The following is a 22,988-nucleotide window of genomic DNA, read 5'->3' as shown; positions in this document are numbered from 1 at the left end:
TAGCTTTGTCGCTTAAACTTATTATTTAGGGCTCATTCAGTAATATCATTTATAAATGTCTATCCGAGTTTTAACCTGATTTTGAACTACTTAGCAAAAAATTAGCTTTTAAAGCCCTGAAAAATAAGGTTTTGCTATAGGATTGAATAGTTGATTTCAGTCTGTATCAACCATGTATAAAGGTTTCTGCTATTTTTGTTGCTCAAAGCTGTAAAGCAAATAATTATGATTAGAATCTGACTTTCAGAACCCATCAAAATCCAACAATTAACATGCTGAATGGAGGGGTATTCATTTTCTAGAACAATCCTATGAATGAGATAAAAACCTCACAAAACCTAACATTGCTAAAGCTAAATTTACGCTGTATTGGTTGGTATCTTTAAATCTTAAATTTAGTCTTACGTAGTCTTACGAAATGGATATTCAGCAAATATATCGTAAAGCCCAAGCCGTATCGCTTTAAACACTATTTAGTTACTTTTTAGGCATTGAGCTGTAAGACTAATTGCTATGCATCAAAACGCCGTACAGAGCCATTGATTTAAATCTATTTTGTTTTACGTAGTTGTACGGAACAGATATTCGTTAATCTGCTGTAAACCTTGCTGTGTATGGCCTGCATATCAATTGCCATGAATACGCCGTAAAACAAAAATTACTTAGATGAAATAAGCCATTTACCTTGATCAAATAGGCTCTTTTTCATATTTTTTGTTTTACGTAGCTTTACGGATTGAAAAAGATAAAACTGCTGAAACCCTTACTGTGATTAGCTTATATCGTAATTCATACAAATGAGCCGTAAAGCAAAATAAACTTACTTGGGCGGAATAGAAAACTATTCATGTTTTGGATGGTTTTGTATCGCTAAAAATCACTGGTTTTGCATGACGAAACAAGATTTTTTGTTTGACGTAGTTTGACGAAATGATGTTTTATTTAAATTGTTGTATGCCCTATATCGCTTGGCTTTGATTGGATTTTATAGGGCTTTTTAAGCACACTCTTGTCAAACAAAATATAAGTATCCTGTCATGCAAGATTTAAGGCAGTTTTGTTATACGTAGTGATACGGATTTAGCTTGACGTACCTTGACGAAACGCTACTTTTGAAAAATTGTTTAAAATGACTGTAATGCTTTATTTATAAGGGTTTAATCATATTCTTAACTTGTTTTTTAATATATAGCCGTCAAGGTAAATTGCCTAGGTCCTGTATCCCAAAATATATAGTGCTTTCTGCAGGGGGGGAATAGCATTTACTGCTGTACGTAGCTGTACAAAACAGCATTTTCAATTATGAATGAATGGCCTACCAGTACTGCCTTTCAGTATGTTTTATTGGTGGGTGCTGTATATCCAATTCGTGCAGGACGTAATGAGACAAAATAAAGAGTTTTCCTTGATGTACCTTGATGAAATGGTATTTATCTAAATTGGCTGTAATGACCAATACGAAAGGGTTTTAGGCTGTTTTTAAAGGTGTTGTGCTCTGTCTGCATCAAGGAAATATTTAATAAGGCTTGTCCTGCAAGAGATACGGATTTTCTTAGATGCACTTAGAGAGAATCGAGTTATTTAGGTTGACGTAGGTTGACAAAATGACGTTTTAATCAAGTAGGTTAAACCATTACCGTATATAGCTTTAAGTACAATTTAATGCCTCATTTACGATATATCTCGTCCACCTAAATTGAAATACATTCTTTATCTAAATTAATGGCGTTTTTGTCAGTGAAAATGTCAAAACATTAATATTTAATTTCACAGGCTTACTGAGTTTTTCATTAAAAAAATGTCAAAGAAAATGTTAAAGAAATTAGCACATTAAAAAGCCCATCGAGATAGGCCCTAAATTCTAGTAGTGAATAAATGCTGTAGATAAATTTATAAATGTCCTTTGTTATTTTTTACAAGTTAATATTGATTAAAATAACAATTACAAGTATTTTACTTGTAATTGTTATGAAGAATGAAAAATATGAACAATAGAGTTAATAGTGGCAAAGCGTCTGCAGAAGCAATGACTGCTGATGAAAGAAAAGCTAGGGCTATGAAAGGAGTGGAAAGAAGAAAAGAGCTAGCAGGTTTACCTAAGGCTACCCATAGAGGTGAATTGATTATTGGTGATGTTGATATTTCTTGTGCTGTCTTAGAAGATGGGCGCAGAATTATTAGTGAGCATGGTATCAATAGTACTCTTGGTTCTAGTGGGGGGAAAACTGTTAGGCTTAGAGATAATCAAGATTCTGAATATGGACCTTTACCTCTTTTTATTGCGTCTAAGGCCTTACATCCTTTTATTAGCAATGTTTTTACTACTGAGGACCTTACACCTATAAAATATTTGGATAATGGTAAAGAAACGACTGGTTACTCAGCATCAATTTTACCTAAGGTTTGTGATGTTTGGCTGAAAGCTCGAGATGCCAGAACTCTACAACAATCTCAATTAAATAAGGCAGTAAAAGCCGATATACTAATGCGCGGATTGGCTCACGTAGGTGTTCAGGCTCTTGTTGATGAAGCAACTGGCTATGAAAGGGATAGAGAGAAAAATGCCTTAGCTAAAATCCTAGAAGCATTCGTTGCAAAAGAATTACAGCCTTGGTTAAAGACATTTCCTGATGAATATTATCGTCAAATATTTAGACTCTATAATCTTCCTTATCCACCTAAACAGGCAAATTTTCGCCCAGGTTTCATTGGAACTCTAACAAATGAACTTGTATATGAGCGATTAGCCCCTGAATTACTACCTGAGTTAAAAAAAGAAGCAAGTAAATTAGAAAAAAAAGCAAAATTACACCAATTCTTATCTTCTGATATAGGTCATCCAAAGTTAAGAGAGCATCTTGCATCTTTAATTACCTTATTAAAACTCGCTAAGTCACCAGAGGAGTTGAAACAAAACGTTGATTTAATCCACCCTAGATTTGGTAAAACGTATGAAATGAATTTTAATGAATAAAATATAAAGCCCCTTACAAGGGGCTTATCAACATCAAAGCAATTGCAGTACATCTGCTCTAATTTCTGTCACTTCCTTTTCATTACCGCTTTGGTCTTTCCATTTACGTGTACGCAATGAACCCTCTATATAAACCTTACCGCCTTTCTTGAGGTACTTACTGGCAATCTCTGCTAATCGGTTAAAGAATACAACAGTGCAGATGCGAGTTTAAATACACAAGAATCATCTCGCATTTTAAAAGTAGATACTCAAAAGCACGTCTCTTTGCAATTTGGGGCTGCTGAACAAGCCTTAAATTTGACTCAATTCAAAGATCGTTTTTTAAAGCCTGCAATTCAATCATTAGCCACGGATCTTGATGCAGACTTATTGAAACGTGCAATTGTGACTGTCAATAACGGTACTTTGATTGGCGCTAATGAAGCCTCACCTTTAGCACCATTTGGTCGTGCTCGTGAAATGCTTGCACGTTCATTAACACCTACAGCAGGTCGTATTGCATTACTGTCATCTGAATTTACCAATGGCATTGTCGATACCTCAGGCACTCTGTTCAACCCAAATGCTGAAATCGCCAAGCAATATAAAGAAGGCTATGTAGGTCGTGCGCGTGGTTTTGACTTTGTCGAGTCAGAGCATATTTACCGTCAAGAAAATGGCAAAACATCTGGTATCACCGTGAATGGTGCAGGTCAAACAGGTGGTACTTTGACCGTGGGCGGTTTGTCCAATGGTGATGAAATCAAAGCGGGTCAAGTATTTACATTGACTGGCGTTGAAATGCTGCACCCATTGACCCGTAAATCTTACGGCAAACTGATGCAGTTTGTTGTACTTGAAGATGTGACAGCAGGTGGAGCGACAGCAACTTTAAAAATCTATCCTGAAATTACGCCTGATTTAGTCGGTGCAAACAAACAAGCCAATGCCAATGTATCTGCATCAGCATTGAATGGGGTTGCACTCGCGTTTACTGGTGCTGATTTACTTGGTAAGACCATTATTGAAGTTGTTAAAGAGCTTAAAGAAGCTAGAGAAGATTTGAAGAAATAACGCACCAAATGATATGCCGCCTTAGGGCGGTTTTTTAATACTTGAAGGAAAGTAAAATGAAACAGATATTTGATTTTTTAAGAAAAATCAGCGGCGGTCGACTCACTCAGAAACAAGTTGATGCTGCCAATACTGCAATCGCTACAGCTTCAGATACAGTAATTTCCGATATGCTGGGTATTGCAGTAGATGTAATGTCGGTCAGTAAATTTGGTGTGGATCTGATCTGTGGTTTTGAGGGGAAACGTCTAGTTGCCTATGATGATGGGGTGGGTGTTTGGACCATTGGTTTTGGTACCACGATTTATCCAAATGGCATAAGGGTTAAAAAAGGCGATACTTGCACTGAAGCACAAGCCAAAGTTTATATGGCACATGATTTAAAGAAATTTGAACAGGCTGTAAATGATGCTGTGAATGTGCCTTTAAATCAGAATCAATTTGATGCGTTAGTCTCACTGACTTACAACATTGGTACTGGGGCATTTAAAGATTCGACTTTACTTAAAAGACTCAATGCAGGCGATTATCAGGCTGCTGCAAATCAGTTCGATGTGTGGGTCAAGGCTGGTGGTAAGACGATGCAGGGTTTGGTGAATCGGCGTAAAGTTGAAAAAGAATTATTTGGAAAAGCCCTTAAGTGAGGGCGATTTCGCATAACGGCCATTATGTTAAATGTAGGAGCTAATATATGTTTCTATTTCGGTTAGAGCACTTTTTGGAGTAAGTTTAGCTGTATCTATTGGGACTGTTCTAAATTTTGTGTAAGTACTTAATTTTCATTTATCCTTCTATGGATAATTATAAGAGGTACTTCACATGGATGAAGCAATAATCAAAAGTATGGCCGTTGAATTAGCTAAAAGCTTAAAGACACCAGAAGATCTAAACCAACTGACCGCTGTCTTTAAAAAGTTCATGATCGAAACAGCGTTAAATACTGAACTGTCTGAGCATTTAGGCTATGAAAAACATCAATCTAAAAAAGGAGTAAATACTCGAAATGGCTTTAGTGCTAAAACAGTATCCACACCAGACGGAGGGTCATTAGCTTGAGCCATTCATCTACAACCGACTTAACAGTTGGTGAGTCTAATACTTTGCCTTGTGCTTCAGCTTTAAATTGACGTGCTAAATTCCGAGCATCCTTGCAACCAACATCTGGATATTCACCCAAACTTTTACGAGTCTGTTTTCCATGCACCCGGTAAGAAAGAATCCATTTCTTTTTACCAGTAGGGGATACATCAATAGATAAGCCTTCACCATCTGCTAGGGAATATCTTTTTTCTTGTGGTTTTAAACTTCTTACTTGAGAGTCTGAAAGCATAGCCTGTTACACACGTGTCACACCTGTGTAACATCATATCATGATTGATGGTGATTAATAGATGCTGTATATGATGAACGATGATTGACTGTGACTAATCATATTTACTGTAAGTTATTGATATTCACTGATAAAAGGGCAAAAAAAATCAACCATGATGAATCATGATTGATCTTAATTAAGAATATTGGTGGAGATGGCGGGAGTCGAACCCGCGTCCGCCAGCACTACGCTCGAGAATACTACATGCTTAGATATCGTCTATTATTTTAACCCTTTGTGACCCGACGAACAGGGTACTCAGGCGATCCTCTAAATTTAGTACAAAGCCCCGAGGCGTGGCTTTAATACGGACTTGTGTGCGTGCGCTTCAGTCGGACTCTCTAACCACAAGTATTCGGAGAGGCGGACAAGCTGCCCTTAGGCAGCTAGAGCGTATGATTCGTCGTTTGCGACTAAAAAATGCAAATTTGATTTACGAGAGAAAATGCGCTCTCGGCATGCATCTATGAGTTTCATCACCAGCGTCGAAGCCAAGAACATCCCCAAAGTACATTGAGATCATAGCATGAATATAGAAAATTGCTATGCATTTTCTTATTGCCAGACACAATATGATGCGAATAAATACAAAATTAAGGTAAGATCGCTTTTTTTTAAGAGTAAAAATAAAAAATATGAGCTATTTACTTGCACTCGATCAAGGAACGACATCTAGCCGAGCAATCATTTTTGATGAACATGGAAAGGTTCATGCAACAGCTCAGAGAGAAATTCAAATTAAAACACCGCATTCGGGTTGGGTTGAGCAAGATGCACAGGAAATTTGGACTACACAAATTGCCGTGGTACAGCAAGCTATCGCATCTGCCCGATTATTAGCTAAAGATATTAAGGCATTAGGCTTAACGAATCAGCGAGAAACGACAGTCGTGTGGGATAAGCGTACAGGCCGTCCACTCGCACCTGCAATTGTTTGGCAAGATCGTCGTGCTGTAGATTGGTGCAATCAATTATTACAACAAAACTTAGCAGATAAAATTCACAAAACTACAGGTTTACGCATTGATCCTTATTTTAGTGCGGGTAAATTAGTTTGGTTGTTGGATCATGTCGATGGCTTACGTGAATTGGCGCATCAGGGGCATGTAGCTTTTGGAACAATTGATAGTTGGCTGATTTGGAATTTAACCCAAGGTGCTGAGCATGTGATTGAAATGAGCAATGCTTCTCGAACCATGCTCATGAATCTTAAAACACAGCAATGGGATGAGGAATTACTTGAGTTATTTAATATTCCAAGGTCTGTTTTACCTCGAATTATTTCTTCTGATACTTATATTGCCAATACAGCATCTGGATTGCTAGGCGCAGATATTCCGATTACTGGCATCTTGGGCGATCAACAAGCAGCATTGTTTGGGCAGTCTTGCTTTGAGGCAGGAACCGCAAAGAATACCTATGGAACAGGGTGTTTTATGCTGTTTAATACAGGTTCAGATATTCAATATAGTCAAAATCAATTACTCACGACTTTGGCATGGAATTGTCAAAATCATACTAATTATGCATTAGAGGGCAGTGTCTTCATGGCTGGAGCCATTGTGCAATGGCTTCGGGATGGCTTAGGAATTATCAAAAATAGTGCTGAAGTTGAAGCACTTGCCTGTCAGGTTAAAGATACTGATGGTGTGGTGTTAGTACCTGCATTTACAGGTTTAGGGGCACCACATTGGGATAGTGATGCACGTGCATTACTTTGTGGCATGTCACGTGGAACCAATAAGTCACATATTGCTCGCGCCGCGTTGGAAGCCATTGCTTTTCAAGTGTCTGATGTTTTAACGGCGATGCAGTCAGATATCGGCAAGCCATTAAAAGAATTACGGGTTGATGGTGGTGCCAGTCAAAATGATATGTTGATGCAATTTCAGGCTGATATTTTAAATGTACCTGTGTTGCGTCCTAAAATGTTGGAATCAACCGCATGGGGCGCAGCAGCGATGGCGGGTTTAAAAGTCGGTATGTTTTCTAATTTAGATGAAATTTCAAAATTATGGCGGCTTGATCGTTGTTTTGAACCAAACATGAGTGATGATCAACGTCAATTTCATTTGAATCAATGGAATGAGGCTTTGAAACGAGCGAAATCGAGCTAAGCAAAGGTATTGTTTTAAAATTTTGGCTGAAATGATTGTTTTAGTTTTAAATGATATTGGAGCCGTAGATGTTGCTTACTGTATAAATAAAGGTTAAATGGCTATTTAATTAAAGTATTAATTTAATAGCTATTTTATGATTTTCTCAGAAAACTATAGGTTCACTTTTAGTCCTTGTTTGAGAGTAAGGTTATCGTCTACATTCAAAAAAATGTTGAAAGTACAAAGTAGTATTAGCGGATTGAGAACATAATTTTGAATGAACGTATTTGAGCTGAATAACGGTAATATTAGTAAAGAATAACTGAAGAAGATAAACAAAACACTTCAAAAAGTTTTAAGCAAAATTAAGCTTTTAAGATTAGTATCAAGGCAAAGTAGTTAAAATAATATTTAAGGATAGTAACACTGAATGTTTAAGTCATTTTTCCCGAATCCACGGTGGTTTATTAGTACGTTGGTGATTTGGTTTATCATCAATTTAGTTTTATGGTACTCCGGTGGAAAGACATGGGGTACATTTATTGGCTTTCCAGTCAATTATGCAACAGCAGAATTGCCTGTAGATGTAACGCGATTTTGGTCAGCACAGTTTTTATGGTTTTATTTATGGTTCTTTGTCTCGACGGCAATTTTTGCAGTTTTTTGGCAAGTAAAATCTAAAAACACTTGGCAAAAATGGTCGGTGTGGGGTTCTGCATTTATTTTATTCAATATTTGGTTTGGCGTACAAGTGGGGGTATTGATTAATGCATGGTACAACCCATTTTATGATTTAATCCAAAAAATGTTAGAACATGGTGGGGATGTCAAAGATTTGTATTTAGGGGTTCTGACCTTTTTATATATTGCGATGGTTGCCGTGACCTTGTCGATTCTAAATTCGTTCTTTGTTAGCCATTATATTTTCCGTTGGCGTACCGCAATGAATGAATATTATACGGAACATTGGATCCGATTACGTCATATTGAAGGTGCATCGCAGCGTATTCAAGAAGATACGATGCGTTTTGCAACGACAATGGAAAACTTGGGTGTTAACTTTATTAAAGCAGTCATGACGCTGATTGCTTTTTTACCAATTTTGTTTAAGTTATCTGAACATGTTACAGCCTTGCCTATAGTCGGCGCTATTCCGCATTCGTTGGTCTGGGCTGCTATTGTTTGGGCGCTGTTTGGTACTGTGGTATTAGCAGCAATTGGTATTAAGTTACCAGGTTTAGAATTTAATAATCAGAAAGTAGAAGCTGCTTACCGTAAAGAGTTGGTTTATGGGGAGGATCATGCTGATCGGGCTGACCCACAGACGTTAAAAGAGTTGTTTGGTAAGGTACGTTTTAACTATTTCCGTTTGTATTTTCATTATGTGTATTTTAATTTAGCGCGTATTTGGTATTTACAGTTAGATAATATTTATAGTTTATTTGTGTTATTCCCCAGCATTGCTGCGGGTAAGATGACCTTAGGTTTAATGTCGCAAATTAATAATGTCTTTGATCAAGTCAGAAGTTCATTTCAGTACCTGATTAGTTCATGGCCGACGATTATTGAATTGTTATCTATTTATAAACGTCTAAAATCGTTTGAAGCAGTTTTAAAAGATTAAGCTTTAAAATTTCTTTAGATTTGTTTAAACCCGCAATTTGCGGGTTTTATTTTGAGCTTCAAATTTATTTAAATTGCGATAAAAGGTATAAATAAATGTTCAGTGGTCAGTGTTTTGACATGAATTGAGGTTTTATTTGGCATTTATTCTACAATTTTAAGTATAAAATCAAATTAAACATTGATGAATAATTATTAAAATCAATGTCATACATTTTGTCTTTTATGTGTTTTTGATATATTTTCTTTAATTCGGCATTATTGAGAAGCATCAGTGAACTTCAAAGTACTTATCCTGACGGGTAGCGTAGTAGGCATGGCTTTACATGGTTGTACCAGTATGGGCGGTATTAACTCCGATTCACTGCAAAAATTTGGCTCTGCTCAGGAGCTCATTGATCAAAAAAATATAAATGCGACGAATGGCGCAGCAAAAGAATATGTTTATTATTGGGATCCGAAACAAAGTAATCAGGAGGTGCAATCGTTAATTCCTAAAAAATATTTAAGTAGTTATTGCAGTGCAAAAGGCGGAAAGTTTTCTCTCATACAGAAAAGTTCGATGAGCATGATTAGAGAGTCTTGGACGAGAAAATTACTATCAACATATAGTAGTGTTCATCAGGGGATTGGTGCCTATCAGTGTCTGCAACAGGATGGGCAACGCTGGATCGTTTCTATCGAACCAGTCGCGGAACGTAAGTTAGATGCCCATGGTGAGACACGTGTCGTCAGTTTACAAACCAAAATGATGTCTGCTGACGAAGTTAAAAAATTTTATAGCAGTACGATTAGTACTGTAACGGTGAAAAAAACCAAAGCAGAAAATCAAAGTAATAAAAATACGGCTTTAAATACCGCAGCTCAAAAGAAAGCGGAAGAGAAGAAGAGCAATCAGCAAGCGAATCAAAACCGTAACCAGCAGCAATCTGAAACTGCAGTCAAGCCGCCTGAAAAAGTTGTAGAAACCCCGATCAAACCACCTGAAAAAATTGTGGAAAAACCGCAAACTCAACAGATGAAATTATTTGTTGCGGCACGTAAAGATCTAAACAAAGGTCAAAATCAGGTGAGTGCCTGTAATAATGCTGAAAAAGCCTATAATTATGGCAAGTTGTATGGTTCAAGTGGAATAAATGCTTATGCTGAATCGGGAGTGTTATTCGCACGTTGTTTAACCAGTGTGCCTGCATATAGTAGTAAATTTTCTAATCCTAAAGCTAAGGCTGCGGGTATTTTACAAAATTTAGCCAATCAGAATCACACTGGAGCGAAGCATATGTTAAAGCAGTTGAAATAAGACCATGAAGCTAGAGCGTTTAGTAAAATATTAAAATGAAATTAAACGCTCTATGTATCTGACCGAACAAAAATTAAAATAACAGGATAATTAGGATGAATGAGTTGATGGGACAGTCGATTTATTTTGAACCAGCATTATTAGATCGAGAAAAACGAAAAATAGAGATCAATATCGAACAAACGCCTTATTTTTATAATGATGCAGGGCGACCAACGTATTTGTCTACTTTGCCGAAAGGGTTAAGTCCACTCAAAATAACGAAGAGAAAAGTGATTCAGTCCAAGGGACGTGAATATACCGTTTCTAAAGAGTTGGGAACTAAGATTAATTCTAAATATGGTGTAGAGATACAATTAGAGTTTGATGGCACACAGTTCGAGTATGAGCCTATGTGGGCCACGAGAAAGAATGCCGTAGCATTTGGAATTACCCTAGTTAAACAGGGTGAGGCAATCAAAATAGAGAGTCATGTTGCAACGCTTTCACAAATTGAATATGAATATGGCATGTTTGCAGGACATTGGTGTCCTTATTTAGATTTAGGCAAAAAAGTAGGCGAAGGAAAAACTTTATTTCCCTTTGTTTGTACTGATTTAGAGCACCACGATTTCCCGCATATCTTTGCATCAACAGATCAAGAGCTTCCATTGGTAGTTTCTGTTGCACGTTACTGGCCAAAACTCGGAAAAATTTATTTAGCAGATTTATGGGTTCCTCAGGGACAGGCTTTATATATTCCATCTCGGCCTAAAGTAAATGGTCAGGATTTTATTGATTTGCATAATAATCGTAATTCTGCGCGAGCATGTTGGGGGCAGTTAGATCAAACCACTGTAAATACGCATACATTATTACAAACTGAAAATGCCTATTTTTATTGGTATTGGAATAAGCATCCAGCGATACATCATCAGTTAATAGATGGTTAAAACTTCTAAGCTTTTGCTAAAGCTCATTTCATCATCGTGTAGTGGAATGAGCGGAGTATGTTTTTAGATGATTGTTTTTTATTAAAGTTAAAGGGTAATGGTCGCGCCTAATGCTTTCACAAACTGCGCTAACCAAGCAGGGTGTGCAGGCCAAGCAGGGGCAGTAATCAAATGCCCATCGGTGATCGCTTCAGTTACAGCAATATCTGCATATTGACCGCCTGCAAGTTTAACTTCCGCGGCACATGCAGGGTAGGCAGAGCATAAACGACCTTGAAGTACATCAGCCGCAGCAAGTAGCTGCGCACCATGACATACAGAGGCAATGGGTTTTTTTTCAGCATTAAATTCACGGACAATTGCAATAATGCGGTTATTCATACGCAAATATTCAGGTGAGCGGCCACCCGGAATAACCAGTCCGACATAATCCTGCGTATGGACTGCATTGAAATCATAATTAATAGCAAAGTTATGGCCACGCTTTTCACTGTAGGTTTGCTCACCTTCAAAGTCGTGAATAGCGGTTGCAATACTGTCACCCGCTTTTTTGTCTGGGCACACGGCATGTACGGTATAACCGAATGCTGTTAGAAACTGAAAGGGCACCATAGTTTCATAATCTTCAGCATAATCACCCACTAACATTAAAATTTGTTTTGACATGTATGTTTCCTTTATTTTGATGTGATTGATATGATCTTTTAGCTTAAAAATAGCACAATAAACGTGTCGTTTTAAGGTGTTTATTATTTTCTTTAGTCGAACTTTTTATGTTTTTAATTTGCTTAATGATATTGGGTTAATCACAGGTGTATTTCATTTTTAGAGCAAGCAGTTTGGCTTTGATGGGTTGCCAGCTGGTTGAAATCCAACAAATCAATGAACCAAAGGTGACTAAAATAGCACCGCTCCAAAAGTTGCTAGATAAACTGGTCTGTAAAATCAGCATAGAAATGAAGGGCGAGAAAACCGGGCTAAAATAAGAGAGGGTCACTAATATGGTTATATTCCCTTTGATAATACCAATATTCCATGCGGCATAACCCAATGCAGTCACGGTGGATAAAATCGCCATATAAATAAGGGTGGTTGTGTCGATGCTAGGCATACTTTTAATGTCATGTAAAAGCAGCATTTTTAACCACAGTACAATGGCAACGACCAGAAAAAACAGTGCAATGGGGTTGTGTCCATTACTGTATTTTTTGGTGATGACACAATATAATGCCCATAAACTCGCACCCAGCAGCGCTAAAATATAACTAGTCGGGTTTTGCTGAATATTGTGTAATACCGATGTCCAGCTGAAAGTACCATTGCCCGTTTGAATTAGAATAATTCCACTTAAACTAATGATAAGACCAATCACCACTAAAAAATTAAATTTGAGTTCTTTAAATATAATTAAAGTTGCAATGGCTAAGCTTGGCCATAAATAGCCGACTAAACTAATTTCGATGGCTTGTTCAGGTGTTTGTGCAAGCGCAATCGCATAGGAAAAACACAGTTCATAGACCACAAATAAACTGGTGGCAAAAACAAGATAGTGTTTAGAAATTTGTTTTAAGTTGGGAATACGAAACAAGAGTAATAAAATGATGGCGCTGAGGGTGTACATAAATGTAACCGCTAGATCAGCACCAATCTTGCTACTGATGGTTTTGAGTAATCCAACGATAGAAGACCATTGTAAGATTGCAGTAAAGCCAATGAGCGTTGCGATATTTTTTGACATTCTGCACTCAGAAATGGTTTGGAAAACCAAAGTTATATGTTTGCGGTAATTATACTGTGAAAAAGGTTGTTTGAAGAGAGATATTTAACAGATGCTTTATAAGCATAATTGTGATTTTTTTTAACTAAAACTCTGATATTAATTGTTAATTAATGATTTTATGGGTTTCAAGCGATAGGCTTTAACCTCAAGCTTTGAGGCTTTAAGTTACAGAGTCATAACAGGTGAATGGATAGCAGATGTGATACAAAGAATTTGATTTTGCTTGAGCGTGCTTCTTATGTCACACCATACCTCTGTTGTTCTTCGCCAAAAAAATCCACTTATAAGCCGTTCTCTATTCATGGCAGTTGCATTGTTGGGAGTTACACAATTTGCAGTTGCAGGGCAAACAGTAGATCAGTTGAGTGATTGTTTGGTGAAAGCGACCACAGCAACGGATAAAACGACGGTATTGCAATGGACATTTGTAGCTTTAGCTACACATCCTGATTTAAAAATTTTTAGTAATGTCACGACTGAGCAAAAGACTCAGCTTGATCAAAAGTTTGCTCAGGTTTTACAACGTGTGCTTGTGGAACAGTGTTCTGCGCAGACCAAAGCCGTGATTCAGACGGAAGGTTTACAAGCGGTTGGGGAAAGTTTTCAGCAGTTAGGGCGTAGTACGGGTGAGGAGATTATTAAGAACCCTGAAGTAAAACAGCAATTGCAGGGCGTGGTGCGTTATTTGGATTTGAATAAATTAGTGATGACGTTTTTAACACCTGATATTTTGGGTAAGTTGGGTATAATTCGGGGTGAATAATTTTACCTTTCTCTAGTAATTGTATGACCCTCTCTTAAAAGAGAGGGAGTATTTATTATTAAACTCAAGCCTACATAAAATCAGATGTGGTGCTTTTTCCTTTGTAGGAGAAAGTAAAAGAATATAGGTTTTAAAATTTACTCATAAAAAAGGATTTAGGCTGAACAAGACAAATTAAATAGTGCTTTCTAGTTCATCTAACTGAGCCTTATCTATTAGTTTTAAAAACTCAAAACTTTCAGTAATATCATCAGCTTTGTTTAAGCAAATAAATGCCAAGAAGATAGAACATAAACTAAAAATTACTTTTAACCAAAAAGGAATAGAAGGGATTGATAGGTAATTAGTGACCAATCCAATTGCATATAAGATAAAGAGTACATATCCAATATAGTGTAATGCTCTAATAAATTTTGGCATTTTAAATTTGTGCGTGAATTTAAATTTTTTCTGTGATGATACTTTTTTGATATTAATAAATTTTTCACCCCAGTTAAAGTGATCTATAATTTTGTCAAATGATACTAATGATTTTTCATGTAAATTTATAAAATAGTTCACAAGTTCTGAATTAACATTAGGTAATCGAGTAAGATTTTGTGCGGCTTTATCTCTTATAAGTAAGGGCAAGTTTTTTGAAGTTTCAGTGTCGTAGTATTTACTGAAATATTCTTCATAGTTTTCTAATTCTGCTTTAAATTTTTTACGTTTATGTTCATGAAAAACGTATTTATTAAGAAAAATTGCTATAATTGCAGCAATAATACTAATCCCTGTGCTGATAGATGTTATTGTTTCCATTAAGTTTTATTTAAAATTGATTTTTATGATTATATAAAAAAACCCCGATAAATCGAGGTTTTTTTATTAAATTTAAAAAGTTAAATTAACCCAATAATTTCTTCATCAATTCATTGACTTGCGCAGGGTTAGCTTTACCCTTAGACGCTTTCATTACTTGACCGACAAGACCGTTAAAAGCCTTCTCTTTACCCGCTTTAAATTCTTCAACCATCTTCTCGTTGGCCGCAAGAACATCTTTAATAATCGCTTCAATTGCACCCGTATCAGTTTCTTGCTTTAAGCCTTTTTCAGCAATAATGGCATCAGCAGTTTTGCCTTCATCCCACATAAAGCTGAAGACTTGCTTCGCAATTTTACCGCTAATCGTGTTATCGACAATACGAGCAACCATGCCACCCAACTGCTCAGCAGAAACAGGAGAGTTTTGCAGTTCTAAGCTGGCTTTGTTTAAAGCAGCAGAGAACTCACCCATGACCCAGTTTGCAGCCAATTTCGCCTGTTTCTCGCCACCAGCCGCAACTACAACCGCTTCATAGAAGTCAGCCATTTCACGCGATAAAGTCAGAACATGCGAGTCATAGTCAGTTAAACCATAGCTTTCTACAAAACGTGTACGACGAGCGACTGGAAGTTCAGGAAGTTCTGCACGGATACGCTCAATTTGTTCATCTGTAATAATCACAGGTAACAAGTCAGGGTCAGGGAAGTAACGATAATCGTTGGCTTCTTCCTTAGAACGCATTGAACGTGTTTCCATTTTCACAGGATCGAACAAACGCGTTTCTTGAGTGATTGAACCGCCACTTTCCAAAATGTCCATTTGGCGTTCAATTTCAACATTAATCGCTTGTTCAATGAAACGGAACGAGTTGATGTTTTTCAATTCACAACGTGTACCAAACTCATTGCCGGGACGACGTAAAGACACGTTACAGTCACAACGGAAAGAACCTTCCGCCATGTTGCCGTCAGAAATGCCTAACCAACGCACCAAAGTATGAATGGTTTTAACATAAGCAACCGCTTCTTCAACTGAGCGCATATCAGGTTCAGAGACAATCTCAAGCAAAGGTGTACATGCACGGTTTAAATCGATGCCGGTCATGCCTGCAACCGCACCATGAATTGATTTACCTGCATCTTCTTCTAAATGCGCACGAGTCACGCCAATACGCTTCACAGAGCCATCTTCAAGCTGAATGTCGACATGACCTAAGCCAACAATCGGATTATCCATCTGGCTGATTTGGTAGCCTTTTGGTGAGTCTGGGTAAAAATAGTTTTTACGTGCAAACACAGATGCTTGATCGATGTAAGCATCAATTCCTAAACCAAAACGAACCGCTAAATCGACAACGGCTTGGTTGAGTACAGGTAAAACACCTGGCATGGCTAAATCGACAAGGCTAGCTTGCGTATTCGGATCTTGACCAAATTCAGTCGAAGAACCAGAGAAAATTTTAGTATGGGTTTGTAGTTGCGTATGGATTTCTAAACCAATGACCACTTCCCAACCATCAATAAGCTTCGCCATTACACTGTCTCCTGAGCAATTGTGGCACGTTGAGTATGCCAATCAGTTGCTTGTTGGTACTGATGTACCACAGACAACAATTGAGATTCTGACCAATAGTTACCAATTAACTGTAAGCCAACAGGTAGGTTATTTGAGTCAAAACCAACAGGCGCATTAATGGCAGGTAGACCCGCTAAGTTTACTGCGATGGTGTAGATGTCACCCAAGTACATTTCAACTGGGTCTAAAGACGCACCAATTTTATAAGCGGTGGTCGGTGCTGACGGTGCAGCAATCACATCGACATTTTCAAATGCTTTTAAGAAATCTTGTTGAATTAAACGACGTACTTTTTGTGCTTTGACATAATAGGCATCGTAATAACCTGCAGATAACGCATATGTCCCAATCAGGATACGACGTTGTACTTCTGCACCAAAACCTTCTGAACGTGAGCGTTTATAAAGGTCTTCTAGGTCAACAGGCTTTTCACAACGGTAGCCATAACGCACGCCGTCATAACGTGACAAGTTTGAAGAGGCTTCAGCAGGGGCAATCAAATAATAGGTTGGTACATAGCTTTCAACCATGTCGAGATCAATCTCAACCAAAGTTGCACCCATGTCTTCTAATTTTTTTAATGATTCTTCAACACGTGCTTTAACATCAGCAGCTAAACCCGTAACGTTAAAGTATTGTTTAGGAATACCAATGCGTAAGCCTTTAACCGCTGTCGCATTCAGGTTCGCAACATAATCATCAACGTCTTTTTCCATAGAAGTTGAATCTTTTTGATCATGACCTGCAATCACATTCATTAAATATGCACAGTCTTCAGCCGAACGTGCCAGTGGACCACCTTGGTCTAGTGATGACGCATAAGCAATCATCCCGAAACGAGAGACACGACCATACGTAGGTTTCAAACCAGTTAAACCACAGAATGATGCAGGCTGACGAATTGAACCACCAGTATCTGTACCTGTCGCAAACGGTGCAAGGTCAGCAGCAACAGCAGCAGCAGAACCGCCTGATGAACCACCTGGAACATGGTTTAAGTTCCAAGGATTTGCAGTTGCGCCATAGTAAGAATTCTCCGAGGTCGACCCCATGGCGAATTCGTCCATATTCACTTTACCTAAAGTGATCAGACCAGCGACTTTGCCTTTTGCGACGACAGTCGCGTCATAAGGCGAAATAAAATTATCCAGCATTTTAGAACCCGCAGAGGTTTTAATGCCTTGGGTACAGAAAATATCTTTATGCGCTAAAGGAATACCCGTCAAAATACCAGCAGTACCCGATTTGAGTACAGCATCAGCAGCATCCGCTTGAGCCAATGCTTGTTCAGCAGTCACGGTGACATAAGATTTGACTTGAGTATCAATCTTTGCGATACGATTTAAATAGTGTTGAGTCAACTCGCGCGAAGAGAACTGAGCGTTTTTTAACCCTTCAGTCATTTCACGAATTGATAAGCGGTGTAAATCAGTCATGAGTACAATTCTTTACGATTAAATTTAATAATAGGTTGAGCTGATTGAAAATTATTCAATCACACGTGGTACGAGATACAAACCATCTTGAACTGCAGGGGCAATGGCTTGATATTCTTCACGATGATTGCTTTCAGTCACAATATCTTGACGTAAGGGTTGAGCGTGATCGAATGGGCTCTTTAATGGCTCAACACCTTCGGTATCAATGCCTTTTAATGTGTCCATCATTCCCAAGATTTTATTTAAACTTTGAGCATATTCAGCAGATTGCGTGTCATTCAGCGACAATCGAGCAAGATTGGCAATCGCTGAAACTGTTTGTGCATTTAAGTCTGCAGGATGCTGAGCATCTGTTGTTGACATGATGTCGTACCTAATCAGTATTAAAAAAAATTCAAAATATCATGCGTTATAATAAGCGATTGACTTGTTCAAAGCATCACATTTAGTTAAAGTTGCCATCCTGCGCCCACATAAAGTTTAACTGAGAACGACCCGTGATTCTAAAACGACTAATTGGCTTGTTTTCGCCAGATCTTGCCATTGATTTAGGCACTGCTAATACACTTATTTATGCACCAGGACGGGGCATTATATTAAATGAACCGACAGTTGTGGCTATTCGTCACAGTGGTTCACAGAAAATTGTTGCTGCGGTAGGTTTAGATGCTAAGCGAATGCTTGGCCGTACACCCGCGAACATTTCTGCAATCCGTCCAATGAAAGATGGTGTGATTGCAGATTTTGAAGTCACTGAAACCATGTTAAATCAATTTATTGGCAAAGTGCATGAAAAACGTTTATTTCCACCTGCACCACGTGTAGTAGTTTGTGTCCCTTGTAAATCGACATTGGTTGAACGTCGTGCGATTCGTGAAGCAGTATTCAATGCTGGTGCACGTGATGTACGTTTAATTGAAGAGCCAATGGCTGCTGCAATTGGTGCAGGTATGCCAGTCGAACAAGCATGCGGTTCAATGGTTGTCGATGTTGGTGGTGGTACCACTGAAATCGCTATTATTTCACTGCAAGGTTGTGTGTATGCCGACTCATTACGCATAGGTGGTGATGTATTTGATGAACAGATCATTAATTATGTGCGTAAAGCGCATGGTTGTGTGATTGGTGAAACGACTGCAGAAACTATTAAGAAAGAAGTCGGTATGGCAATTGTCGAAGGCGAGACTTTAGAAATTGAAGTTCGCGGTCGTAATCTTGCGGAAGGTGTACCACGTGCTATTACAGTCACTTCAGATGAAATTAGCCAAGCGATTTCAGATCCATTACAAAGTATTGTTTCTGCTGTGAAATCTGCGCTTGAACAAACGCCGCCTGAACTATCTTCAGATATTGCTGAGCGCGGTATTGTGTTAACAGGTGGTGGTGCATTATTGCGTAACCTCGATAAATTGCTGGCTCGAGAAACTGGTTTGCCTGTCGTAGTTGCAGAAGATCCATTGACTTGCGTTACTCGTGGTGGTGGTAAAGTATTAGAATTCTTTGATAATCCGAATCACGATATGCTTTTTGTAGGCTAAGCTAAGGACGAGGCGGTGCAACCGAATCTCTTTTCAAGACAATCGCCATCTTTTCGCTCGTTCATTATTGCGGTGATCACATGTTTGGTTGTGCTATTTTTTAATTGGCGCATGCCCCATGTGATTCAACCTGCAAGAGATGTTTTGTATGCGGCATATAATCCTATTTATGCTCTTGCAAGTTATCCCGTCTTGTCGAAAGAATGGCTGAATCAACAAACCAAATCTGAAGCACAGCTACGCCGTGAAAATACTGCAATGCAAGCTGAATTGTTGCAAGCACAGGTGCGTCAGCAAAAACTCTCCGAACTTTCTGCTGAAAATACTCGATTACGCGGTCTTTTAGATACCCCCCTCATTATTGATGGAAGGATGGAAATTGCCGAAGTGATTGGCACCGATGCAGATCCATTACGTCATATTATTGTGATTAATCGCGGTGCAAGTAGTCATCTCAAAGTCGGTCAGACAGTGTTAGATGATAAAGGGATTATGGGGCAGATTATAAATGTCTATCCACATAGTAGCCGTATTATGTTGCTGTCAGACAAAGAGCACTCACTTTCAGTGCGTTTAGAAAGCTCAAGTATGCGTGCGATTGTTACGGGTACAGGGGACCTTGGACGATTGAAAATGGAATATGTACCTACTAGTGCCAATATTAAGGTGGGGGATAAAGTGTATAGTTCTGGACTAGGACAGCATTTTCCTGCGGGTTATTTAGTTGGGACTGTATCTAAAGTGATGCGACATAATACGGGTGAATTTGCTCAAATAGATGTACAACCTGCAGCACAGCTAGCTGGTGGACATCATGTTGTGGTTTTATTTTCGGACTCCTTAGCGATGGAGCAGCCCAATGTTGACCGCTAAGAAATTATCCTCTGACCATCAACGTAAAGATCCGTTATTGGTCATTATCTTCTCCGTTGTTATTTGCTCTATTTTGGTGGTTTATCCATTGTCGTATGCCATTGCGGGATGGCGTCCATTGTTTATGCTCATGCTCATGCTGTTTTGGGTATTGTGTCAACCGACATGGTGTGGCGTTTGGTTTGCATTTGCCATGGGATTATTTACCGACTTATTGTTTGATGCACCCTTAGGCTTAAATGCATTAAGTTATGTTGTTATTGCATTTACGACTCGATATTTTATTCGAGAAAGGCGTGTCTTAACCTTTAGTAATATATGGGTTATCACCTCTTTAGCAATTTTGGCCCATTTACTGTTTATGTTTATGGCTCAGGTGATGTTCGGCATTCATTTTTCTATTGCTCGTCATTGGCAGTCCCTTCTCACTAGTATTCTATTCTGGCCAATCCTATATTATTTGTTAAAAAGATGGCGAATTTAATATTGGCATCGAGCTCTCCAAGACGTCGAGAGTTATTGCAGCAATTGGGATTGGATTTTAGTATCTATAGTCCCGATATCGATGAGTCTGTCTTTGAGAATGAGACAGTAGAAGACTATGTTAAAAGATTGGCAGAAACCAAAGCTAAATCTGTATTGGTACGATATCCTACAGTAAATATTCTTGCCGCTGACACCAGTGTGGCAATTGATGCTAAGATCATTGGCAAGCCAGAATCGAAACAACATGCTTTTGAAATTTGGTCCTTATTATCAGGTCGAAAGCATGAGGTATTCACGGGTATCTGTGTAGCGAATCATGAAAAAATAATCAGTAGGGTGGTCTGCACGCAGGTTGAATTCCAAAAATTAAGCCACAATGATATGGAAGATTATTGGGCGACAGGTGAGCCGCTTGGAAAAGCGGGTGCATACGCACTGCAAGGCATCGCTGCACAATATATACCTCGTATAGAAGGTAGTTATAGCAATGTTGTAGGTTTACCTTTACATGAGACAGTACAGTTATTAAAAGCGGTTAAGGCATTAAATTAACCCCTGAAAAGAATTTTTATAATGTTTTGAGCCTTTTGTTATGTCTGATGAGTTATTAATTAACGTCACGCCGATGGAATGTCGTGTGGCGCTAATCCAAAATGGTACCGTCAATGAATTATTTATAGAGCGGACTGTTAAACGTGGATTAGTGGGGAATATTTATAAGGGCAAAGTAGTCCGTGTTTTGCCTGGTATGCAAGCTGCTTTCGTGGATATTGGTTTGTCTCGAACGGCTTTTTTACATATCAATGATATGGTTTGGCCACGTAATCAACCGATTCCCAATGTGTATGAACTTTTACAACCGGGACAAATTCTAACCGTTCAAGTCATGAAAGATATGTTGGGGACGAAAGGGGCGCGTTTAAGTACCGATCTCTCTATACCTTCACGCTATTTAGTGATGATGCCTTATGGTAATCATATTGGTGTCTCACAACGTATTGAATCAGAACAAGAGCGTGATCGTTTACGTTCGATGATTGAACGGATTCAAGCTGAACATAAGTTGCCAGGTTCTGTGATTGTTCGTACTGCTGCTGAAGGGATTGAAGAAGCCGCGATTGCTCAAGATATGGCATATTTGGCTAAGCTTTGGGAATATATTCAACGTAAGCAAAAAAGTATTTTGGTTCCATCGAGCATTTTTGAAGAGTTGCCTTTACCACAACGTGTAATTCGAGATCTTGCTAATGAAGATACCGCGAAGATTTCTGTCGATTCACGTGAAATTTATGCCAAGTTAAAAGAATTTGTAGATGAATTTGTACCTAATATGCAGGATCGTTTGGTGCATTATCCTGGGGAGCGTCCAATTTTCGATTTGTATAATGTCGAAGAAGATATTCAAAAAGCCTTACAAACCCGTGTTGCTTTAAAGTCTGGCGGTTATTTAATGATTGACCAGACGGAAGCAATGACAACGATTGATGTCAATACTGGATCCTATGTTGGGGGGCGGACACTGGAAGATACAGTGTTTAAAACCAATATGGAGGCAACTCAAGTCATTGCACGTCAATTACGTCTGCGCAACTTAGGCGGTATTATCATCATCGATTTCATTGATATGCAGGAAGCACAGCATCGTAATGAAGTCATGAGCCAGTTTGAAAAAATGCTAGAACGTGATCATGCTAAAACTAAAATTACTCAGGTTTCTGAGCTAGGTTTGGTGGAAATGACACGCAAAAGAACACGTGAATCTTTAGAGCATTTGCTGTGTGAGTCTTGCCCAACCTGCCAAGGGCGTGGATATGTCAAAACAGCAGAGTCTGTTTGTTACGAAATCTTTCGAGAAATTTTACGTTATACCCGTGCATTCGAATCTAAGAGTGGCTTTACTGTTATCGCACATCCATCGGTGATTGATCGCTTATTAACAGTAGAAGCCCCAGCAGTCGCTGATTTAGAGCATTTCATCACTCGTGTAATTAAATTTCAAGTCGAAAATTTATATACGCAAGAGCAATACGATATCATTCTCAGTTAAATTTGTAACAGAATATCGTTAAACACTTGTTACATCTGAAATTTTACTTTTATTGGCTATTTTACAATACTAGGTACAACAAGTAGCCAAAGACTTTCTTTCTAAATTGTCTTAGCAAGTGAGATTAAAATGAATATAAGTGAACAAATTTTAACGCGCGGTTTGGATCATGTATTACAAAGCCAAAAAAAGAACACCTGTGTAATGTTGGATGATCACGGCAAAGAAGTACAAATTACTAAAGCTATGGTTATCAGTGCTTGTCATCAGTTATTGAAACAATGCCGTAGTATTCAAAAGTAATGCTCTAGTGTTGTAGTATTAAA

Annotated in this window: 21 protein-coding genes, 1 other RNA gene and 2 pseudogenes; 15 read left to right on the top strand and 9 right to left on the bottom strand. The window is 38.3% G+C overall.

Annotated elements, in window-relative coordinates:
- Positions 1-1,975: 1,975 nt before the first annotated feature.
- Positions 1,976-2,974, top strand: a complete 999-nt coding sequence (locus B9T28_RS13270) for a P63C domain-containing protein (protein WP_213032978.1) — start codon at positions 1,976-1,978, stop codon at positions 2,972-2,974.
- 33 nt (positions 2,975-3,007) lie between these two features.
- Here the strand turns inward: B9T28_RS13270 and ssb are convergent, their stop codons facing one another.
- Positions 3,008-3,178: a single-stranded DNA-binding protein gene (gene ssb / locus B9T28_RS13265; protein WP_086204459.1), complete on the bottom strand. Its 171-nt coding sequence runs from the start codon at positions 3,176-3,178 to the stop codon at positions 3,008-3,010.
- A gap of 30 nt (positions 3,179-3,208) precedes the next feature.
- Between ssb and B9T28_RS13260 the strand changes: the two genes are divergently transcribed.
- From B9T28_RS13260 to B9T28_RS13250, 3 genes and pseudogenes are all read left to right on the top strand, one after another.
- A complete protein-coding gene (locus B9T28_RS13260) occupies positions 3,209-4,030 on the top strand; it encodes a P22 phage major capsid protein family protein (protein WP_086204458.1) in 822 nt (273 codons plus the stop codon).
- A gap of 56 nt (positions 4,031-4,086) precedes the next feature.
- Positions 4,087-4,674 (top strand): lysozyme, encoded by a 588-nt coding sequence (locus B9T28_RS13255; protein ID WP_086204457.1) that lies wholly within the window; start codon positions 4,087-4,089, stop codon positions 4,672-4,674.
- Between the two features lie 175 nt (positions 4,675-4,849).
- A pseudogene (locus tag B9T28_RS13250) lies at positions 4,850-5,071 on the top strand (transposase); the annotation flags it as partial.
- 4 nt (positions 5,072-5,075) lie between these two features.
- Here B9T28_RS13250 and B9T28_RS13245 read toward each other — a convergent pair.
- Both B9T28_RS13245 and ssrA read right to left on the bottom strand, forming a co-directional pair.
- Positions 5,076-5,360: pseudogene (locus B9T28_RS13245) on the bottom strand (Arm DNA-binding domain-containing protein); the annotation flags it as partial.
- Positions 5,361-5,548: 188 nt separating this feature from the next.
- Positions 5,549-5,907: a transfer-messenger RNA gene (gene ssrA, locus B9T28_RS13240) on the bottom strand.
- Positions 5,908-6,037: 130 nt separating this feature from the next.
- Between ssrA and glpK the strand changes: the two genes are divergently transcribed.
- The 4 genes from glpK (at position 6,038) to B9T28_RS13220 (ending at position 11,356) form a co-directional block, all read left to right on the top strand.
- Positions 6,038-7,519 carry a glycerol kinase GlpK gene (gene glpK, locus B9T28_RS13235; RefSeq protein ID WP_086204456.1) on the top strand — a complete coding sequence of 494 codons (1,482 nt, stop codon included), beginning with the start codon at positions 6,038-6,040 and terminating at the stop codon, positions 7,517-7,519.
- A gap of 412 nt (positions 7,520-7,931) precedes the next feature.
- Positions 7,932-9,125 carry a peptide antibiotic transporter SbmA gene (sbmA, locus tag B9T28_RS13230; protein ID WP_086204455.1) on the top strand — a complete coding sequence of 398 codons (1,194 nt, stop codon included), beginning with the start codon at positions 7,932-7,934 and terminating at the stop codon, positions 9,123-9,125.
- A gap of 273 nt (positions 9,126-9,398) precedes the next feature.
- Positions 9,399-10,424, top strand: coding sequence for a hypothetical protein (locus B9T28_RS13225; protein ID WP_252053650.1), 1,026 nt, complete (start codon positions 9,399-9,401; stop codon positions 10,422-10,424).
- Positions 10,425-10,519: 95 nt separating this feature from the next.
- Positions 10,520-11,356 carry a hypothetical protein gene (locus B9T28_RS13220; RefSeq protein WP_086204454.1) on the top strand — a complete coding sequence of 279 codons (837 nt, stop codon included), beginning with the start codon at positions 10,520-10,522 and terminating at the stop codon, positions 11,354-11,356.
- An 87-nt stretch (positions 11,357-11,443) separates the two neighbouring features.
- On the opposite strand, the gene B9T28_RS13215 is transcribed toward B9T28_RS13220, so the two are convergent.
- Together B9T28_RS13215 and yddG are read right to left on the bottom strand one after the other, a co-directional pair.
- Positions 11,444-12,022 (bottom strand): DJ-1/PfpI family protein, encoded by a 579-nt coding sequence (locus B9T28_RS13215; protein ID WP_086204453.1) that lies wholly within the window; start codon positions 12,020-12,022, stop codon positions 11,444-11,446.
- A 136-nt stretch (positions 12,023-12,158) separates the two neighbouring features.
- Positions 12,159-13,094 (bottom strand): aromatic amino acid DMT transporter YddG, encoded by a 936-nt coding sequence (yddG, locus tag B9T28_RS13210; RefSeq protein ID WP_086204452.1) that lies wholly within the window; start codon positions 13,092-13,094, stop codon positions 12,159-12,161.
- A gap of 280 nt (positions 13,095-13,374) precedes the next feature.
- Between yddG and B9T28_RS13205 the strand changes: the two genes are divergently transcribed.
- Positions 13,375-13,899 carry a hypothetical protein gene (locus B9T28_RS13205; RefSeq protein WP_086204451.1) on the top strand — a complete coding sequence of 175 codons (525 nt, stop codon included), beginning with the start codon at positions 13,375-13,377 and terminating at the stop codon, positions 13,897-13,899.
- A gap of 174 nt (positions 13,900-14,073) precedes the next feature.
- On the opposite strand, the gene B9T28_RS13200 is transcribed toward B9T28_RS13205, so the two are convergent.
- The 4 genes from B9T28_RS13200 to gatC form a co-directional block, all read right to left on the bottom strand.
- Entirely contained in the window at positions 14,074-14,700 is a 627-nt protein-coding gene (locus B9T28_RS13200; RefSeq protein ID WP_086204450.1) for a hypothetical protein, read from the bottom strand.
- Between the two features lie 85 nt (positions 14,701-14,785).
- Positions 14,786-16,237, bottom strand: a complete 1,452-nt coding sequence (gene gatB / locus B9T28_RS13195; protein WP_086204449.1) for an Asp-tRNA(Asn)/Glu-tRNA(Gln) amidotransferase subunit GatB — start codon at positions 16,235-16,237, stop codon at positions 14,786-14,788.
- On the bottom strand, positions 16,237-17,715 hold the full coding sequence (gatA, locus tag B9T28_RS13190) for an Asp-tRNA(Asn)/Glu-tRNA(Gln) amidotransferase subunit GatA (RefSeq protein WP_086204448.1): 1,479 nt from the start codon (positions 17,713-17,715) through the stop codon (positions 16,237-16,239). The genes gatB and gatA overlap by 1 nt, the downstream gene beginning before the upstream one ends.
- A 51-nt stretch (positions 17,716-17,766) precedes the next feature.
- Positions 17,767-18,081: an Asp-tRNA(Asn)/Glu-tRNA(Gln) amidotransferase subunit GatC gene (gatC, locus tag B9T28_RS13185; protein WP_086204447.1), complete on the bottom strand. Its 315-nt coding sequence runs from the start codon at positions 18,079-18,081 to the stop codon at positions 17,767-17,769.
- Positions 18,082-18,215: 134 nt separating this feature from the next.
- Between gatC and B9T28_RS13180 the strand changes: the two genes are divergently transcribed.
- The 6 genes from B9T28_RS13180 to B9T28_RS14915 all read left to right on the top strand — a co-directional run bounded on the left by B9T28_RS13180 (position 18,216) and on the right by B9T28_RS14915 (position 22,965).
- Positions 18,216-19,256: a rod shape-determining protein gene (locus B9T28_RS13180; RefSeq protein ID WP_086204446.1), complete on the top strand. Its 1,041-nt coding sequence runs from the start codon at positions 18,216-18,218 to the stop codon at positions 19,254-19,256.
- A gap of 15 nt (positions 19,257-19,271) precedes the next feature.
- A complete protein-coding gene (mreC, locus tag B9T28_RS13175) occupies positions 19,272-20,129 on the top strand; it encodes a rod shape-determining protein MreC (RefSeq protein WP_086204445.1) in 858 nt (285 codons plus the stop codon).
- Positions 20,116-20,613, top strand: coding sequence for a rod shape-determining protein MreD (gene mreD / locus B9T28_RS13170; RefSeq protein WP_086204444.1), 498 nt, complete (start codon positions 20,116-20,118; stop codon positions 20,611-20,613). Before mreC ends, mreD begins: the two co-directional genes overlap by 14 nt.
- A complete protein-coding gene (locus tag B9T28_RS13165) occupies positions 20,601-21,167 on the top strand; it encodes a Maf family nucleotide pyrophosphatase (protein WP_086204443.1) in 567 nt (188 codons plus the stop codon). The genes mreD and B9T28_RS13165 overlap by 13 nt, the downstream gene beginning before the upstream one ends.
- Before the next feature lie 40 nt (positions 21,168-21,207).
- Entirely contained in the window at positions 21,208-22,662 is a 1,455-nt protein-coding gene (gene rng / locus B9T28_RS13160) for a ribonuclease G (RefSeq protein ID WP_086204442.1), read from the top strand.
- Positions 22,663-22,791: 129 nt separating this feature from the next.
- Positions 22,792-22,965 carry a PA1571 family protein gene (locus B9T28_RS14915; RefSeq protein WP_171263525.1) on the top strand — a complete coding sequence of 58 codons (174 nt, stop codon included), beginning with the start codon at positions 22,792-22,794 and terminating at the stop codon, positions 22,963-22,965.
- The last annotated feature ends 23 nt before the right edge of the window (positions 22,966-22,988 follow it).

It is taken from the genome of Acinetobacter silvestris, from assembly GCF_002135235.1.
In the GTDB taxonomy this organism is placed as follows: Bacteria; Pseudomonadota; Gammaproteobacteria; order Pseudomonadales; family Moraxellaceae; genus Acinetobacter; species Acinetobacter silvestris.
This window is presented reverse-complemented; position numbering and strand designations above follow the sequence as displayed.

Excerpts from the sequence above, each read along its gene's own strand:
- B9T28_RS13270 (WP_213032978.1), top strand. The coding sequence starts at position 1,976 with ATGAAAAATATGAACAATAGAGTTAATAGTGGCAAAGCGTCTGCAGAA.
- B9T28_RS13255 (WP_086204457.1), top strand. The coding sequence starts at position 4,087 with ATGAAACAGATATTTGATTTTTTAAGAAAAATCAGCGGCGGTCGACTC.
- glpK (WP_086204456.1), top strand. The coding sequence starts at position 6,038 with ATGAGCTATTTACTTGCACTCGATCAAGGAACGACATCTAGCCGAGCA.
- sbmA (WP_086204455.1), top strand. The coding sequence starts at position 7,932 with ATGTTTAAGTCATTTTTCCCGAATCCACGGTGGTTTATTAGTACGTTG.
- B9T28_RS13220 (WP_086204454.1), top strand. The coding sequence starts at position 10,520 with ATGAATGAGTTGATGGGACAGTCGATTTATTTTGAACCAGCATTATTA.
- B9T28_RS13215 (WP_086204453.1), bottom strand. The coding sequence starts at position 12,022 with ATGTCAAAACAAATTTTAATGTTAGTGGGTGATTATGCTGAAGATTAT.
- yddG (WP_086204452.1), bottom strand. The coding sequence starts at position 13,094 with ATGTCAAAAAATATCGCAACGCTCATTGGCTTTACTGCAATCTTACAA.
- B9T28_RS13205 (WP_086204451.1), top strand. The coding sequence starts at position 13,375 with ATGTCACACCATACCTCTGTTGTTCTTCGCCAAAAAAATCCACTTATA.
- B9T28_RS13200 (WP_086204450.1), bottom strand. The coding sequence starts at position 14,700 with ATGGAAACAATAACATCTATCAGCACAGGGATTAGTATTATTGCTGCA.
- gatB (WP_086204449.1), bottom strand. The coding sequence starts at position 16,237 with ATGGCGAAGCTTATTGATGGTTGGGAAGTGGTCATTGGTTTAGAAATC.
- gatA (WP_086204448.1), bottom strand. The coding sequence starts at position 17,715 with ATGACTGATTTACACCGCTTATCAATTCGTGAAATGACTGAAGGGTTA.
- gatC (WP_086204447.1), bottom strand. The coding sequence starts at position 18,081 with ATGTCAACAACAGATGCTCAGCATCCTGCAGACTTAAATGCACAAACA.
- mreD (WP_086204444.1), top strand. The coding sequence starts at position 20,116 with ATGTTGACCGCTAAGAAATTATCCTCTGACCATCAACGTAAAGATCCG.
- B9T28_RS13165 (WP_086204443.1), top strand. The coding sequence starts at position 20,601 with ATGGCGAATTTAATATTGGCATCGAGCTCTCCAAGACGTCGAGAGTTA.
- rng (WP_086204442.1), top strand. The coding sequence starts at position 21,208 with ATGTCTGATGAGTTATTAATTAACGTCACGCCGATGGAATGTCGTGTG.
- B9T28_RS14915 (WP_171263525.1), top strand. The coding sequence starts at position 22,792 with ATGAATATAAGTGAACAAATTTTAACGCGCGGTTTGGATCATGTATTA.